The sequence below is a fragment of the Rhizorhabdus dicambivorans genome (assembly GCF_002355275.1).
Classification (GTDB): Bacteria; Pseudomonadota; Alphaproteobacteria; order Sphingomonadales; family Sphingomonadaceae; genus Rhizorhabdus; species Rhizorhabdus dicambivorans.
In genome coordinates this window covers 2,596,472-2,613,763 of record NZ_CP023449.1, presented here as the reverse complement: position 1 = coordinate 2,613,763, position 17,292 = coordinate 2,596,472, and the positions used below count along the sequence as shown (strand labels likewise).

Below are 17,292 nucleotides of genomic sequence, written 5' to 3'. Positions count from 1 at the left end.
TCAGGCAGAAGCATCGTCGCCCCGGATAAAGTCCGGAATGACGGAATCGGCCCCGTCATCGCCCTAGCTCCAGCGGCGAAAGAGCTAGACCAGTCTCATTTGTTACGATTATGATGGTGCATGAGCCTCGCCCCCGCGATCAGGATTCGCCCGGTCCGCAGCGACGATCTCGACGCGCTGCTCGTGCTCGCCGACCGCGCCGGCACCGGCTTCACCAACCTGCCGCGCGACCGCGTGGTATTGCGGCAGCGGATCGAGCGCAGCGCCGAGCTGCTTTCCGGGGGTGAACCCGGCGGCGCGATCATCCTGGTGATCGAGGTGGGCGGCCAGGTGCGCGGCTGCGGCATGATCTTTCCCCGGGTCGGGGTCGACTGGCCCTTCTACAGCTACCGGATCAGCCATACGACCCAACGCTCCAGCATCGACGGGCGGATGGTACGCTTCCCGGTGCTCACCCTGACCAACGATCTCGAGGATTGCGCCGAGGTCGGCGGGCTGGTGATCGATCCCGAATTGCGGCGCGGCGGCTATGGCCGGATGATCGCGCGCAGCCGCTATCTGTTCATCGCCTGCCACCGGGCGATGTTCGGCAAGCGGGTGATCGCCGACCTCAGGGGATGGCTCGATGCCGCCGGAAGCTCGCCCTTCTGGGAGGCGGTCGGGGGACGCTTCTATGCGATGAGCTTCGCCGAGGCCGACCATATCAACGCCACCACCGGCAACCAGTTCATCGCCGATCTGGGGCCGCGCGCGCCGATCTACGTCAACATGCTGTCGCAAGAGGCCCAGAAGGCGATCGGCCGGGTCCATGACGACGGCCGCGCCGCGCAGGCGCTGCTGATCGAGGAGGGATTCAGGGACGAAGGCTATGTCGACATCTTCGACGCCGGCCAGACCATGATCGCGGACATCGACGCGCTGAAGGCGGTGCGCCACCGCCACAGCGCGACCTTCATACGCACCGACAGCGGCGATACGCTGCACGATCATCTGATCGCCGATGGCCGGGGCAGCGATTTTTGCTGCACCGTCGGATCGGTGGAGGCGGCGGGCGGCCAGGCGATCACCGACCCCGGCAGTGCCGTGCGACTGGGCCTTTCGGAAGGCGATCCGATCAGCTGGCTGGCGCTATGACGACCCGCGAGATCAACTTCGACGGGCTGATCGGCCCGGTGCACAATTATGCCGGCCTTTCACCCGGCAACATCGCCAGCGCGACCAATGCGGGTGCGGTCTCGCAGCCCCGCGCGGCGGCGCTGCAGGGCCTGGCCAAGATGAAGCGGCTGATGGACCGGGGCCTTGTGCAGGGTTTCCTGCCACCGCCCCGCCGGCCCGCCACCGCAGCATTGCGCGCGCTGGGCTATGGCGGGAGCGACCGGGAGGTGCTGGCGGCAGCAGCCTCTGACGATCCGATCCTGTTCAACAATGCCTGTTCGGCGTCGGCGATGTGGGCGGCCAATGCCGCGACCGTGATCGCGGCCCCCGACAGCGGCGACGGCCGGGTCCATCTCGTCACGGCCAATCTCGCGACGATGCTGCACCGGAGCTTCGAGGCGCCGGACAGCTTTCGGATGCTGCGCACCATCTTTCGCGACGGGGATCATTTCATGGTCCATCCGGCGCTGCCGGGGACGCAGCATTTCAGCGACGAGGGTGCAGCAAATCATATGCGCATCGCGCCGGAGCATGGCGCGCGAGGGCTGAACATCTTCATCCATGGCGCCCCGCGCGGCAGCCGCTTTCCCGAACGCCAGGCACGCCGGGCGGGCGAGGCGGTGGCGCGGCTCGCGGGGGTGGACGGTTTCCATATGCTGCAATCGCAGGAGGCGATCGAGGCCGGCGCCTTCCACAATGATGTGGTCGCCGTCGCCAACGAGAATGTGCTGCTGGCCCATGCCCACGCGTTCGCCGACCGCGACGCGCTGTTCGCGGCGGCCGGGCGCGCGGTGCCCGGATTCGTCGCGGTGGAGGTGGACAGCATCGGGCTGGACGATGCGATCGGCTCCTATCTGTTCAACTCGCAGCTCGTCACCCTGCCCGAGGCCGGCATGGCGCTGGTGCTGCCTAGCGAGTGCCGCGATAATCCGCGAGTCTGGACAGCGGTGGAGGCGATCCTGGCCGCGAACAACCCGATCAACGAGGCGATCGTGGTCGACGTGCGCGAGAGCATGCGCAACGGTGGCGGCCCGGCCTGCCTGCGGCTGCGCGTGCCGGTGGACGAGGCGGCCCGCGCCGCGATCGATCCGCGCTTCCTGCTCGACGAGCGGCGCTGGGAGACGCTGTGCGCGCTGGTGGAGCGCCATTGGCCCGAGAGCATCGATGCCGCGCAGCTCGCCGATCCGGCGCTGTGGGATGCGGTGGGCGCGGCGCATGACGCGCTCGACGCGCTGCTCGCCCGGATTTGAACTCAGGAAGCGAAAGGCGCACAAAGCCCCGATGCTCGTCGTCCGTCCCGCCGGCCCCTCCGATCTCGGTTCACTGATGGAACTCGCCGTCCTGTCGGGACGCGGCTTCACCAGCCTGCCCGAGGACGAAACCACGCTGCTCGACCGGCTCACCCTGTCCGAAGCCAGCTTCACCGGCGCGATCGCGCCGCGCGAGGCCTGGTACACGCTGATGCTGGAGGACATGGAGACCGGCCGGATCGAGGGGCTGTGCGGGGTGCGCGCGGCGGTGGGCGTTTCCCGGCCGCATTTCTCCTTCCGGGTGATGACCCTGGCCCAGTTCAGCTCCGCGATCGGCACCCGCTTCGATCATCAGGCGCTGGTGCTGGTCAACGAATGCGCCGGCTGGACCGAGGTGGGATCGCTCTACCTGCGCCCCGAGCGGCGGTCGGGCGGCGCCGGCAGCCTGCTCGCCCGATCGCGCTACATGCTGATCGGCGTCGACCGGCCGCGCTTCTCCGAAACGGTGATGGCCGAACTGCGCGGCTATTTCTCGCCCGACGGCACATGCCCCTTCTGGGAAGGCGTCGCTTCCAAATTCTTCCGCCTGCCGTTCGACGAGGCCGACCATATGGTGATGTCGACCGACGGCCAGTTCATCCTGGACCTGGCCCCGCGCCACCCCATCTATGTCGAGCTGATCCCCGATGCCGCGCACCAGGCGATCGGCAAGGTGCATGTCGAGGGCGAGGCGGCGCGGGCGATGCTGGAGAATGAGGGGTTCCGGGGATCGGGGCTGGTCGACATCTTCGATGGCGGGCCGACCTATTCGGTGCCGCGCGACAGCATCACCACGATCCAGCGGACCGTGGCGCTGCCCTGCGCGGCGGGCGATCCGGGCGATGCGCCCGAACTGCTGGTTTCGACGGCCTCGGTGGACGGGTTCCGCGCCGTGCGGGCCAAGGTGCGGTTCGAGGATGGACGGGCGATGATCGGCGCAGCGGCGATCGAGGCGCTGCGGGTGGCGCCGGGGGAGATGGTGAGGGTAAGGCAATGATGCGCTCGATCGATCCCGCGACCGGACAGACCATCTGGGAGGGCGAGGAGACCGCCCCCACTGCCATCCCCGCGATCGTCGAGCGGGCCCGCGCCGCGCTGCCGGGCTGGGCCGGCCGGCCGGTGGAGGAACGGACCGCCATCCTCGAGGCCTATGCCGAGGCGCTGAAGGCGCGCACCGACGACATCGCCCGCGACATATCCCGAGAGACCGGCAAGCCGCTTTGGGAGACGAAGACCGAGGTCGCCTCGATGGTGGGCAAGGTGGCGGTGTCGATCGCCGCGCAGGCCGAGCGCGCCGGCACCCGCCGGGCGGATACCGCCTTCGGCCGCGCCGTGCTGCGCCACAAGCCGCATGGCGTGATGGCGGTGCTGGGCCCCTATAATTTCCCGGGGCACCTGCCCAACGGCCATATCGTCCCTGCCCTGCTCGCCGGCAACTGCGTGATCTTCAAGCCGTCCGAGGAAACCCCGCTGACCGGCCAGCACATGGCGCGCGCGCTGCACGATGCCGGCGTGCCAAGCCATGTGTTCCAGCTGGTCCAGGGCGGGCGCGACCAGGGCGCGGCGCTGATCGGCGCCGACATAGACGGGCTGCTGTTCACCGGCTCCGCGACCACCGGCGCGCATTTCCGGCGGCTGATGGTCGATCGGCCGCATGTCGTGCTGGCGCTGGAGCTGGGCGGCAACAATCCGCTGATCGCCTGGGGCGATGCGGAGACGATGGCGGCGGCGATCGTTCAGTCCGCCTTCGTCACCACCGGCCAGCGCTGTTCCTGCGCGCGGCGGCTGATCGTGCCGGCGGGCGTCGAGGGCGACGCGACGATCGAGGCGGTCCACACCCTGGCCGACCGGCTGCGCATCGGTGCCTGGGACGACGTGGAGGAGCCCTATATGGGGCCGCTGATCTCGGCCCGCGCCGCGCAGGCGGCGATCGACGGGGTGGCGGCGCTGAAGGCGAAGGGGGCGAGGACGCTGCTGCCCTTCGAACGGCTGGACCGCAGCGACGCCTTCGTCACGCCGGGCATCTATGACGTGACCGGGCTCGACATGCCCGATGCCGAGATATTCGCGCCGGTGCTGCAGGTGATCCGTGTGGCCGACTTCGATGCGGCGATCGAGGCGGCGAACCGGACCAGCTTCGGCCTTTCGGCCGGGCTGCTCGCCGATGACCCCGCGCTGTGGGAGCGCTTCCTCGCCCGATCGCGCGCCGGGGTGGTGAACTGGAACCGGCCGACGACGGGCGCCGCCGCCAACATGCCGTTCGGCGGGCTCGGCCAATCGGGCAACCACCGGCCGAGCGCCTATTATGCCGCCGATTACTGCGCCTATCCGGTCGCCAGCTTCGAGGCCGACAGCGTCATCGACCTGACCGGCGAACTGGGCGGGCGATTGCTGTGATCGAGCGGCATCGCGCCGCGCTGGATGCCGCCGCAGGGGCGCCGATGCTGGCGCAGGTGCGGGGGTGGAGCGCGGTCAACAGCGGCTCGCGCAATCTCGAAGGGCTGGCGGCGATGGCGGGGATGCTGGCCGATGCCTTTGCGATCCTGCCCGGCGACGTTCGGCTGATCGACGCGGTGCCGGGCGAGGCGATCGACGGCGGCGGGCAGGCGCAGCCCCTCGCCTTCGGCCGCAACCTGCATGTCCGGGTGCGGGCCGACGCGCCGGTCCAGCTGGTGCTGACCGGGCATATGGATACGGTCTATGCGGCCGATCATCCTTTCCAGACGCTCACCGATCTGGAGGGCGGCGCGCTGATCAACGGCCCCGGCGTCGCCGACATGAAGGGCGGCATCGCGCTGATGCTGGCGGCGCTGGCGGGGCTGGAGACGTCGCCGCTGGCGGCGCGGATCGGTTATGAGGTGGTGATCAATTCCGACGAGGAGATCGGGTCGCCGGGCTCCGCAGCGCTGATCGCAGCAGCCGCGCGCGGCAAGCTCGCGGCGCTGACCTATGAGCCGTCCGCCCTGCCCGACGGCACGCTGGCCGGCGCGCGACCGGGCAGCGGCAATTTCTCGATGGTCGTCACCGGCCGTTCGGCGCATGCCGGACGCAATCCCGAGGACGGCCGCAACGCGATCGTCGCGGCGGGAGACCTGGCGCTGCGCCTTGCCCGCGCCCGCCGAGCCGGCCTGGCGATCAACCCGGCGCGGATCGACGGCGGCGGGCCGAACAACATGGTGCCCGACCGGGCGGTGCTGCGCGTGAACCTGCGCCCCGCCCTGCCCGAGGACGAAGCCGCCGCGCGGACGCTGATCGACGAACTGGCGCGCGCCGTCGCGGCCGAACATGACGTTTCGATCCACGTCCATGGCGGTTTCGGGCGACCGCCCAAGCCGATCGATGCCCACGCCGCGAAACTGTTCGCGCTGGTCGAGGACAGCGCGGCCCGCCTCGGCCGGCCGATCGGTCACAGGGCAAGCGGCGGCGTCTGCGACGGCAACAACATCGCGGCCTGCGGCGTGCCGGTCGTCGACACGATGGGCGCGCGCGGCGGGGCGATCCACTCGCCGGACGAATATCTGATCGTCGAGAGTTTGCCCGAACGCGCGATGCTCTCTACGCTGGTGATGTTGCGACTGGCGGAGGAAGGACTCTGAACGGCCAAGCCCAGGAGGATCCTCTCGACAAGGCCTTCGCCCATGCCTCGGCCCTGATCGACAGCGATCCCGCCGCCGCCCTGGCCATTGCCAATGCCCTGATCGCGCGCATGCCGGGCCATCCCGACCTGCTTCGGCTGCTCGGCCGCATCCACCGCGCGCTGGGGCATGAGGATGCCGCCGAACAGACCGAACTGGAGGCGATCCGCGCCTCGGTCGCCGATCCCGATCTCCAGAAGGCGGCGGCGGCCCTCGTCGCCAATGAACTGCACGTCGCCGAGCCGCTGCTGCGCGCCCGGCTGAAGGCCAGCCCGCTCGACGTCGCGGCGATCCGGATGATGGCCGAGCTGGCCGCGCGGATCGGCCGCTATCGCGATGCCGAGGCGCTGCTGCGCCGCGCGGTCGAACTGGCGCCGGGCTTCACGGCCGCGCGGGCCAACCTCGCCACCGTCCTCCACCGCCAGAACCGCACGACCGAGGCGCTGGCCGAACTCGACCGGCTCAGCGCGCGCGATCCCGGCAATGCGGCACATGCCACGCTACGCGCCGCCGTGCTGGGCCGGATCGGCGACTATGAAGAGGCCATCGCGCTCTATCGCGACGTTCTCGCCCAGCGCGCCGACCAGCCCAAGCTCTGGATGAGTTTCGGCCATGCGCTCAAGACCGTGGGCCGACAGGACGAAGCGATCGTCGCCTATCGCCAGGGGCTCGCGATCGATCCGACGGTCGGCGAGATCTGGTGGAGCCTCGCCAATCTCAAGACGGTCGCCCTTGCCGCCGAGGATCGCGACGCGATGAAGCGGGCGCTGCTGACGCCCGGCCTTGCCGACGACGACCGGCTCCACCTCGACTTCGCGCTGGGCAAGGCCCTCGACGATTGCGGCGAGCATGGCGAGGCCTTCGCCCATTTTGCCAGCGGCAACGCGATCCGCCGCGCCCAGATCGGCTATGATCCGGACGAGACGAGCCGGCAGGTCGACACCGCCATAACGCACTTCACCCCCGATTTCCTCGCCGCGCGCGCCGGCCAGGGCTGCCCGGCCCCCGATCCGATCTTCATCCTCGGCATGCCGCGCGCGGGATCGACGCTGATCGAGCAGATATTGGCGTGCCATTCGCAGGTCGAAGGGACGATGGAGCTGCCCGACATCCCCCGGCTGCTGGCCAAGGCGGGGACGCTGGGCAGGCTCGAACAGCTCACGCCCGAGCAGCTGGCGATGCTGGGCCGGGACTATCTCGATGCGACGCGGGTGCAGCGGCGCGAGCACAAGCCCTTCTTCATCGACAAGCTGCCCAACAACTGGCTGCATGCCGGCTTCATCGCGCTGATCCTGCCCAACGCCCGGATCATCGACGCGCGCCGCCATCCGCTCGACTGCTGCTTCTCCAACTTCCGCCAGCATTTCGCGCGCGGCCAGGGGTTCAGCTACGGGCTGGAGGACATGGGGCGCTATTATGCGGATTATGTGCGGCTGATGGCGCATTTCGACGCGGCGATGCCGGGCAAGGTCCACCGCGTCATCCACGAGCGGCTGATCGATAATCCCGAGGGCGAAGTGCGCGCGCTGCTAGACGCGCTGGGCCTGCCCTTCGAACAGGCCTGTCTCGATTTCCACCAGAGCGGGCGGGCGGTGCGCACCGCAAGCAGCGAACAGGTACGCCGGCCGATCAACCGCGACGGGGTCGGCCAGTGGCGCCCCTATGACGCGATGCTGGGGCCGCTGCGCGATGCCCTCGGCCCCGTGCTCGACCACTATCCGGAGGTTCCGCCGCTGTGTTCATTCCGCAACACAGCATAAAATTAACAGGCTTGTAGGCAGCGGCCACGCTTAGCTTCTTGCGCCGAAACAAATTTCATGGGGAACTGGGCTCCTGATAAAAAAGGGGCCCGTCATGACCTTGAAGTCCTCCCAGCCCGCGCGCCGCACCATGGCGGGTCTTCTTCTCGCCTCGACCGTCCTGCTCTCCCCCGCCGCGGCCTTCGCACAGGCAGCACCGGAGGACGAGGCCGCCGGAGGCGATATCATCGTTACCGCACAGAAGCGCAGCGAGAGCATCCAGAGGGTGCCGATCAGCCTGCAGGCTCTCGGCACCGAGACGCTGGCCCAACATCAGGTCACGGGTCTCGACGACTATAGCAAGCTGCTCCCCAGCGTCAGCTTCCAGACCTATGGCCCGTCGCAGTCCGACATCTCGATCCGCGGCGTCTCGACCGGCGGCATCAACCTGCCCGGCGGCTCGCTGCCGACGGTGGGCGTCTATCTCGACGAAATCCCGGTCAGCACGATCGGCGCGATGCTCGACGTCCATGCCTATGACCTCGCCCGCGTCGAGGCGCTGTCCGGGCCGCAGGGCACGCTCTACGGCGCCAGCTCGCTGGCCGGCACGATCCGCCTGATCACCAACAAGCCCAAGCAGGGCGTGTTCGAGGGCGGCTACGACCTGACCCTCAACAAATTCGGCGAGGGCGAGGCCGGCGGCGTTGCCGAAGCCTTCCTCAACGTGCCGCTCAGCGAGAAGACGGCGCTGCGCGTGGTCGGCTTCTACCGGCGCGATGGCGGCTATATCGACAATACGCCGGGCACGCGGACCTTCACCCTGTCCGACGGCGATCCCACCACCAACCTGACCGTCAACAACGCGGCGGAGGTGAAGAAGAACTTCAACACGCTCGAGACCTATGGCGGCCGCGTGGCGCTGGGCATCGATCTCGATGACAACTGGACGATGACGCCGACGATCATCGCCCAGCACCAGAAGGCCAAGGGCTCGTTCGGTTTCGATCCGCGCGTCGGCGACCTCCAGGTCCATGAATATGCGCCGGACCGCAATCTCGACAAATGGTATCAGGCGGCGCTGACCATCGAGGGCAAGATCGGCAATTTCGACCTGCTCTATTCGGGCGGCTATCTGGAACGCTCGATCGATAACGATCAGGATTACAGCTATTACACGGTCTATTACGACACGCTGGACACGTTCTACACCAATTTCCCGGACGGCAATGGCGGCTTCCTCGACCCGTCGATGCGCTATCACAACGAACAGCGGCTGACCAAGCAGAGCCACGAGATCCGGCTCAGCTCCGACCAGAGCAATCCGTTCAGCTTCACCGCCGGCCTGTTCATCCAGCGCCAGAGCAACAAGAACCTCGCCGACTATACGATACCCGGTTTCGGCTCGATCCCCAGCACCTTCGCGGTGTTCGGCGACGACATCTTCGTCACCGATACGCGCATCATCGCGCGCGACTATGCGGCTTTCGGCGAGGCCTATTACAAGATCACCGACGACCTGAAGCTGACCGGCGGCATCCGCGTGTTCCGGGCACGCAACAGTTTGAAGGGCTTTTCGGGCTTCGCCTCCAACGCCGCCGCCAGCGGCTGCGCGGTGCCGATCACCCTGGGCAGCTGCGTCAATGTGGACAAGACCTACAAGGAGAGCGGCGAAACCCACAAGGTCAGCCTCAGCTGGCAGGTCGACCGCGATCGCATGGTCTATGCCACCTATTCGACCGGCTTCCGGCCCGGCGGCAACAACCGCCGGCCCGGCATCAACCCCTATGATGCCGATACGCTCGACAATTTCGAGCTCGGCTGGAAGACGGCCTGGCTCGATCGCAAGCTCCGCTTCAACGGCTCGGCCTATTATATGAGGTGGAAGAAGCTCCAATATACGCTCGCGCCGGTCGGCTCGGCCGGCGTCGTCAACATCTACAATTCGGGCGATGCGCGCATCTATGGCGCCGAGTTCGACGTCCAGTATCGCACCGGCGGGCTGACGCTGAGCGCCACCGGCACCTTCACCGACGCCAAGCTGAGCACGCCTTTCTGCTCGATCAACGCGGCCGGCAATTCGGATTGCACGCTCGGCACCGTCGCCGCGCCCAAGGGCGCCCGGCTGACCGTGCAGCCCAAGTTCAAGGGAACCGGCACCGTCCGCTATGATTTCGACCTGGGCGGCCGGGACAGTTTCGTACAGGGCAGCGTGCTGCGCCAGGGCGGGGTCAAGAACTTCCTCGCCACCGCCGACGATCTCGCGGTCGGGCGCACCACGGGCTTCACGACGTTCGATTTCTCGGCAGGCACGAAGTTCGGCGAGATCAGCGTGGAGGCCTTCATCCAGAATGCCTTCGACAAACGCGGGATACTGAGCCGCAACACCTTCTGCCCGGCGACGATCTGCGGTACGGTGGCGCGGTCCTATCCGGTCAAGCCACAGCTGTTCGGCATGAAGGTCTCGCAGCGTTTCTGAGGAAGGTTCGCATCCAAGGAGGCGTCATGCTGAACCCGGGCGTGTCATCAGTTGCAGGGGAATAGCAAGCGCGTCCTGTTCCGCGCTGTCGATGGGCTTGTCCGGGAGGCCGGGCGGATGCTGAAACACGTTCAGCATGACGGGTAAGGAGAACCGCCCCCTGGGGCCGATCATGGCGACGGCGCTGGTCGTCGGCAACATGATCGGATCGGGGGTCTATCTCCTGCCCGCCAGCCTGGCGCCCTATGGCTGGAACGTCATTCCCGCCTGGGGAATCACCATCGCCGGCAGCCTTGCCATCGCCGCCGTCTTCGCAGGGTTGTGCCGCAGCCACACGCAGACGGGCGGGCCCTATGTCTATGTGCGCGCGGCGTTCGGCAACGACCTCGCCTTCTTCGTCGCCTGGGCCTATTGGATATCCTTGTTCGTCGGCAATGGCGCGATCGCCGTCGCGGCGGTCAGCTACATGTCCGCCTTCGTGCCGACACTCGCCACCGACGCGCTGCTTTCCACCGGTATCACGATCCTGCTGGTCTGGACGATGACCGCGATCAACATCAGCGGCACGCGCAACGCGGGCTGGGTCCAGCTGATCGCCACGGCGCTGAAGGTGCTGCCGCTGGTCGCGGTGGTGATCATCGCCGCGATGGCCGCGCCGCAGGGCGACCTCTCCCTGCCCGATCCGCACCGGCCGGCGATCGGGCTGGCCGCGATCTCGACAGCCGGCACGCTCACCCTCTGGGCCTTTCTCGGCCTGGAATCGGCGACCGTGCCCGCCGGCAAGGTGGCGAACCCGCAGCGGACCATCCCGCTAGCCACCCTGGGCGGCACCGCGCTGACCGGCGTCATCTATCTGTTCGCCTGCACCGCCGTGATCCTGCTGCTCGCGCCCGAAGTGGCGGCGCATTCGGCCGCGCCCTTCGCGGCGGTGATCGAGCGCTATTGGGGATCGGGCGCCGCGCATGTCGTCGCCGCCTTCGCGATGATCAGCGCGATCGGGGCGCTCAATGGCTGGATATTGCTGCAGGGCGAGATGCCGGCGGCGATGGCGGCCGGCGGGGTGTTCCCCAAGGCGCTGGCCAGGCTCGCGCCCAATGGGGTGCCGGTGCGCGCGCATATATTGTCGACCGCGCTGGTCACCGCGATCCTGGCGCTCAACGCCAGCAGGACGACGGTGGACATGTTCACCTTCATCGCGCTGCTGGCGACCACCGCATCGCTGCTGATGTATATCGCCGTCGCAGCGGCCGCGCTGAAGCTGGGCGGCGTCAGACCCTGGATCGCGATCGCCGCCGCGCTCTATTCGTTCTGGGCGCTCTATGGCGCCGGCGTGGAGGCGAACAAGCTCGGCCTGCTGCTTGTGCTCGCCGGGGTGCCGGTGTGGTGGCTGATGCGGCGCAAGAGGACCGCGCCCCTTACATGATCGTCGCCCCGGCGGAGGCCGGGCCGTCACGGTTAAGGGGCGACCTTGCGGAAAAGCCGCTTGCGCCCCGGCCTCCACCGGGGCGACGAAGACGCGCTCGCCTCAGCCGAAGCCGAAGAGGCGGCCGAGCCCCCGGTCCGCCAGGATCGCCTGCGCGGCATTGTGGCCCGGCGCGCCGGTGACGCCGCCGCCGGGATGGCTGCCCGCACCACACATGTAGAGGCCCTTGATCGGCCCGCGATAATGGCCATGGCCGAGGATCGGCCGGGCCGACCAGAGCTGGTCGAGCGCCATATGGCCATGCATGATGTCACCGCCGACCAGCCCGAAGGTGCGTTCCAGATCGAGCGGCGACAATATCTGCCGGCCCACCACCGATTTCGCGAAGCCCGGCGCATGGGCCTCGACCGTCGCGATGATATGGTCGGCGGCCGCCTCCCGCTCGTCGTCCCAGCTTCGGCCGTCGGGCAGTTCGGGCGCGAATTGCTGGCAGAACAGGCTGGCGACATGGCTCCCGGCGGGTGCGAGGCTGTCGTCGACGGTCGACGGGATCAGCATCTCGACGATCGGCGCCTTCGACCATCCGAAGGCGCGGGCATCGGTGAAGGCGCGGTCCATATAGTCGAGCGTCGGGGCGATGATGATGCCGCTCTGGTGATGTTCCCCCTGCCCCGGCAAGGCGGTGAAGCTGGGCAGTTCGCTGAGCGCGACGTTCATCCGGAACGTGCCCGAACCCGCCCGGAAACCCTTCATCCGGTGCCGGAAATCGGCATCGAGATCGGCCTGGTCGATCAGCTTGCGGTAGAGCAAGCCCGGCCCGACGTTCGACGCCACGACCGGCGCCATATGCTCGCTGCCGTCGGCGAGCCGCACGCCCACCGCCCTGCCGCCGTCGACGAGCACCCGCTCCACGGCGGCGTCGGTGTCGATCACCACGCCATGGTCTTCGCAGGCGGCCCTCATCGCCTGGGTGATGGCGCCCATGCCGCCGATCGCATGGCCCCAGGCGCCCTTCTTGCCGTTCACCTCCCCGAAGACATGGTGGAGCAGCACATAGGCGGACCCCGGCGTGTCGGGGCTGGCATAGTTGCCGACCACCGCGTCGAAGCCGAAGGCCGCCTTGATCGCATCATGCTCGAACCAGCCATCGAGGAAGGTCCGTGCGCTCTTCACGAACAGGTCGAGCATGTCGCGCTGGAGGTGAAGGCCCGCCCCCAGGATCGGCCTGCCCTGCGCCGCCGCACGCAACAATTCGATCAACCCGCCGCCGGCATTGGGTGGTATCCGGAGGGCGAGATCGCGCAGCACGTCCGCCACCCCGTCGAGCGCGTCATAATAGGCCGGCAGCACCTCCGCGTCCCGGGCCGAAAAGCGCCGGAACTCCGCCTGGGTGCGGTCCAGCCCGCCCCCCAGCTTCAGATAGCCGCCGTCCTGAAGCGGCAGAAAATTGGAGATCGGCCGCTCGACCACGCGCAGCCCGCGCTCGTGCAGCTTCATGTCGCGGATCACGCGCGGCTGGAGCAGGCTGACCGTGTAGCTCGCGACCGAATTGCGGAAGCCGGGATGGAATTCCTCCGTTACCGCCGCGCCGCCGACGACGGCGCGCCGCTCGAGGATGCGGACCTTGAGGCCTTTCACCGCCAGATAATAGGCGCAGACGAGGCCGTTATGCCCGCCGCCGATGATGACGACATCCTGCCTGGTGGTCACGACAGGCGGCCCTCGATGCTGGCGGCGCTCCATCCGGGCGGCGGGCGCCTGGGCTGACGCGCCTCCGGGATCAGGATGCGGAATTTCCGCGCGAAACTCTTCAGGCAGACCTCGCCATGGCCGAGCGGCCCCTGGGTGAAGCTTTCGCTCGCCATGCCCTGCTGGACCCGCGCGACCAGCTTCGTGTCCTCGGCATTGACCATGCGGTTGATCCGCCAGTTGAGGTAGCGCGCCGCCTTCATTTCGCGCCGCTCGTCGGGCAGCACATAGGCGATCTCGCGGATCATCGTCTCGGTCGGCGAGACGGGGATGAACTGCATGAAATCGATCTGGTCGGGATAGATGTCGAAGGCGGTGTTCGGCCAGAGCTTGAAATAGGTCCACAGCCGCTGGCGATCCTCGGGGAGATGATCGACCCGGGGCAGATATTTGCGATAGAGCGCCTCCGACGAACTGCCCGGCACCCCTTCGAGCAGCGGGCCCCACATCTTGTCGACCCAGGTTTCGGCCTCGATCCCGTAGCCGGGGCCGAACAGCCGCTTCAACCCCGGATGGGCGACGGGGATGTGGAGCCCGTCCGAATAATTGTCGGCGATGTTCTTCCAGTTCACCGTGCGCGGGCGCATCACCACGCGGCCGAGCGCGCGCATCTCCTCGAACCGATAGGGCGCCACCTCTTCCGCATAGGGCGCCATCATCTCGGCGACCGATGGGCCCACGCCCTCGATATTGACGAAGATGAAGCCGCGCCAGATTTCGACCGGGAAGGCATGCAGCCCGTAATCGGCCATGTCGAAGGCGGGATAGTCGCGCTTACCGGGCACGCCGGACAGGCGGCCGTCCAGTTCGTAGGTCCAGGCATGGTAGGGGCAGATGAGCTTCTTCGCGCAGCCCTCCGCCCCGTCGACGAGGCGGGCGGCGCGGTGGCGGCAGACGTTCGCCAGCGCGCGCACGCCGCCATCGTCGCCCCGGATGACAAGGATCGATTCCCGCCCGATTTCCAGCGCCTGCCAGCCGCCGGCCTTAGGCAGATCGTTGAGGTGGCAGACGAGCTGCCAGGAGCGGCGGAAGATGCGTTCCTGCTCCAGCGCGAAAACCTCCGGATCGCTGTAGATCCAGCCCGGCAGGCCCAGATGGGCATCGGGATCCGCCACCGATCCCACATCGTTGATGGCATGCAAGCTCATTCAGCCACTTTCCGGACAATTCCTCGTTCCCGCGGAAGCGGGAATGACGTATCAAGGGACACATACATCCTTGTCAGCAGACTGCCCTTCCGGGGCCGGAACCGCAAGCCGCGGCTTTTCTTTGCCGCACTGCAACATGTCGGTTGCGAACCGCTCCCGCTGCGATACACTCGATCCATCGCCAGAGGTCCCCGGGGGAGTCGCGACCATGAACCGCGCCAGCGCAGCCTTGCCGAAGCCGGCCCTACGGGGCACCGACCCCGCCGAACTGGCCGGGGAGATCATCGAACGGCTCACCTATCGGATCGGAAAGAATGCGGCGGCCGCGAAAAGCCACGATTGGCTGGCCGCGACCATCCTGGTCATCCGCGACCGGGTGATCGACCGCTGGATCGCCAGCACCGAGGGAACCTATCAGGCCGGCGGCAAGCGGGTCTATTATCTCAGCCTGGAATTCCTGATCGGCCGGCTGATGCGCGACGCCATCTCCAACCTGGGCCTGATGGACGAGATGCGCGAGGCGCTGAGCTCGCTGGGCGTCGATATCGACCTGATCCGCGAGCTGGAACCCGATGCCGCGCTGGGCAATGGCGGCCTGGGGCGGCTCGCCGCCTGCTTCATGGAGTCGCTCGCCTCGGTCGACGTGCCGGCCTATGGCTATGGCATCCGCTATGTGAACGGCATGTTCCGACAGGAGATTTCGGACGGCTGGCAGGTAGAGCTGCCGGAGACGTGGCTGGCGCACGGCAATCCCTGGGAGTTCGAGCGGCGCGAGGCGAGCTACGAGATCGGCTTCGGCGGCGTCGTCGACCTTGCCGCCGCCGACGGCAGCGGAGACCATGCCCGCAGTTGGAAGCCGCAAGACCGGATCATCGCCACCGCCTTCGACACGCCGGTGGTCGGCTGGCGCGGCACCCGGGTCAACACGCTGCGGCTGTGGACCGCGCAGCCGATCGACCCGATCCTGCTCGACGCGTTCAACGCGGGCGACCATATCGGCGCGCTCAAGGAGAGCAACAAGGCGGAGGCGCTGACCCGCGTGCTCTATCCCGCCGACAGCCATCAGGCCGGGCAGGAGTTGCGGCTGCGCCAGGAATATTTCTTCTCCTCGGCCTCCCTGCAGGACATCGTCCGCCGCCACGTCCAATATTTCGGCGATATCCGGACGCTTCCCGACAAGGCGGCGATCCAGCTCAACGACACCCATCCGGCGGTGTCGGTGGCCGAGCTGATGCGGATACTTATCGACCTCCACAATCTCGACTTCGACGAGGCGTGGGACATCACCCGCGCCACCTTTGGCTACACCAACCACACCTTGCTGCCCGAGGCGCTGGAAAGCTGGCCGATCCACCTGTTCGAGCAGTTGCTGCCCCGCCACATGCAGCTGGTCTATGCGATCAACGCCAAGCTGCTGATCGAGGCGCGCCGCCAGCACGGCTTCGACGATGCGGCGATCAGCGCGATATCGCTGATCGACGAGGGCGGCGAACGGCGGGTGCGGATGGGCAACCTCGCCTTCGCCGGATCGCACAGTGTCAACGGCGTCTCCGCGCTCCACACCGAGCTGATGAAGGAGACGGTGTTCGCCGGCTTCCACCGGCTATATCCCGACCGGATCAACAACAAGACCAACGGCATCACCCCGCGCCGCTGGCTGATGCAGTGCAATCCCGAACTGACCACGCTGATCCGCGAGGCGATCGGCGACGCCTTCCTCGACGATACCGAGAAGCTGCGCGACCTCGGCCGGTTTGCGGACGACGCGGCGTTCCGCGAGAAGTTCGCGGCGGTCAAGCTGGCCAAGAAGGTGGCGCTGTCGAACCTGCTGCGCGAGCGGATGGGACTGAAGATCGATCCCGCGGCGCTATTCGACACTCAGATCAAGCGCATCCACGAATATAAGCGCCAGCTGCTCAACATCATCGAGGCGGTAGCGCTGTACGACCAGATCCGCTCGCATCCAGAGCGGGACTGGGTGCCGAGGGTCAAGCTGTTCGGCGGCAAGGCGGCGCCGAGCTATCACAACGCCAAGCTGATCATAAAGCTGGCCAATGACGTCGCCCGGGTGATCAACCATGATCCGGCGGTGCAGGGCCTGCTCAAGGTGGCGTTCGTGCCCAACTACAATGTCTCGCTGGCCGAGATGATGATGCCGGCGGCCGACCTGTCCGAGCAGATCTCCACCGCCGGCATGGAGGCGTCGGGCACCGGCAACATGAAGTTCGCGCTGAACGGCGCGCTGACGATCGGCACGCTGGACGGCGCCAATGTCGAGATGCGCGACCATGTCGGGGCGGAGAACATCATGATCTTCGGGCTGACTGCCGATCAGGTCGGCAAGGCGCGCGCCGAGGGGCATGATCCGCGCGCAATCATCGAGGGATCGCGCGAACTGTCCCAGGCGCTGCACGCGATCGGCGGCGGCGTCTTCTCGCCCGACGACCGGGACCGCTACAAGAATCTGGTCGCCGGGCTTTACGACCATGACTGGTTCATGGTCGCAGCCGATTTCGACAGCTATGCCGCCAAGCAGCGCGAGATCGACACGCTGTGGGGCGACCGGGCGGCCTGGAACGCGATGGCGATCCGGAATGTCGCGGGCATGGGCTGGTTCTCGTCGGATCGCACGATCAGACAATATGCTTCTGAAATCTGGGGCGTGCTCTAGACTAGCC

General features: G+C 67.6%; 11 protein-coding genes. 9 read left to right on the top strand and 2 right to left on the bottom strand.

Features of this window, described 5'->3' with window-relative positions:
• The first annotated feature begins 120 nt into the window (after positions 1 to 120).
• The 8 genes from astA (CMV14_RS12385) to CMV14_RS12350 all read left to right on the top strand — a co-directional run bounded on the left by astA (CMV14_RS12385) (position 121) and on the right by CMV14_RS12350 (position 11,717).
• A complete protein-coding gene (astA, locus tag CMV14_RS12385; RefSeq protein ID WP_066959216.1) occupies positions 121 to 1,134 on the top strand; it encodes an arginine N-succinyltransferase in 1,014 nt (337 codons plus the stop codon).
• Positions 1,131 to 2,405, top strand: coding sequence for an N-succinylarginine dihydrolase (locus CMV14_RS12380; protein ID WP_066959214.1), 1,275 nt, complete (start codon positions 1,131 to 1,133; stop codon positions 2,403 to 2,405). Before astA (CMV14_RS12385) ends, CMV14_RS12380 begins: the two co-directional genes overlap by 4 nt.
• Before the next feature lie 31 nt (positions 2,406 to 2,436).
• Positions 2,437 to 3,441 carry an arginine N-succinyltransferase gene (gene astA, locus CMV14_RS12375; protein WP_066959343.1) on the top strand — a complete coding sequence of 335 codons (1,005 nt, stop codon included), beginning with the start codon at positions 2,437 to 2,439 and terminating at the stop codon, positions 3,439 to 3,441.
• Positions 3,438 to 4,841: a succinylglutamate-semialdehyde dehydrogenase gene (gene astD / locus CMV14_RS12370; RefSeq protein ID WP_066959212.1), complete on the top strand. Its 1,404-nt coding sequence runs from the start codon at positions 3,438 to 3,440 to the stop codon at positions 4,839 to 4,841. Before astA (CMV14_RS12375) ends, astD begins: the two co-directional genes overlap by 4 nt.
• Complete coding sequence (locus CMV14_RS12365) at positions 4,838 to 6,040, top strand: hydrolase (RefSeq protein ID WP_066959210.1); 1,203 nt, start codon at positions 4,838 to 4,840, stop codon at positions 6,038 to 6,040. The genes astD and CMV14_RS12365 overlap by 4 nt, the downstream gene beginning before the upstream one ends.
• 110 nt (positions 6,041 to 6,150) lie before the next feature.
• Positions 6,151 to 7,839 carry a tetratricopeptide repeat-containing sulfotransferase family protein gene (locus tag CMV14_RS12360; protein WP_083215658.1) on the top strand — a complete coding sequence of 563 codons (1,689 nt, stop codon included), beginning with the start codon at positions 6,151 to 6,153 and terminating at the stop codon, positions 7,837 to 7,839.
• Positions 7,840 to 7,933: 94 nt separating this feature from the next.
• Positions 7,934 to 10,294 carry a TonB-dependent receptor gene (locus CMV14_RS12355; RefSeq protein ID WP_066959207.1) on the top strand — a complete coding sequence of 787 codons (2,361 nt, stop codon included), beginning with the start codon at positions 7,934 to 7,936 and terminating at the stop codon, positions 10,292 to 10,294.
• Between the two features lie 136 nt (positions 10,295 to 10,430).
• On the top strand, positions 10,431 to 11,717 hold the full coding sequence (locus CMV14_RS12350) for an APC family permease (protein ID WP_066959205.1): 1,287 nt from the start codon (positions 10,431 to 10,433) through the stop codon (positions 11,715 to 11,717).
• Positions 11,718 to 11,819: 102 nt separating this feature from the next.
• Here the strand turns inward: CMV14_RS12350 and CMV14_RS12345 are convergent, their stop codons facing one another.
• Entirely contained in the window at positions 11,820 to 13,427 is a 1,608-nt protein-coding gene (locus tag CMV14_RS12345) for a phytoene desaturase family protein (protein WP_066959341.1), read from the bottom strand.
• Positions 13,424 to 14,614 (bottom strand): aromatic ring-hydroxylating oxygenase subunit alpha, encoded by a 1,191-nt coding sequence (locus CMV14_RS12340; protein WP_066959204.1) that lies wholly within the window; start codon positions 14,612 to 14,614, stop codon positions 13,424 to 13,426. Before CMV14_RS12340 ends, CMV14_RS12345 begins: the two co-directional genes overlap by 4 nt.
• Positions 14,615 to 14,822: 208 nt before the next feature.
• Here CMV14_RS12340 and CMV14_RS12335 point away from each other — a divergent pair, with 208 nt between their 5' ends.
• Complete coding sequence (locus CMV14_RS12335; RefSeq protein WP_066959203.1) at positions 14,823 to 17,285, top strand: glycogen/starch/alpha-glucan phosphorylase; 2,463 nt, start codon at positions 14,823 to 14,825, stop codon at positions 17,283 to 17,285.
• Positions 17,286 to 17,292 lie beyond the last annotated feature (7 nt).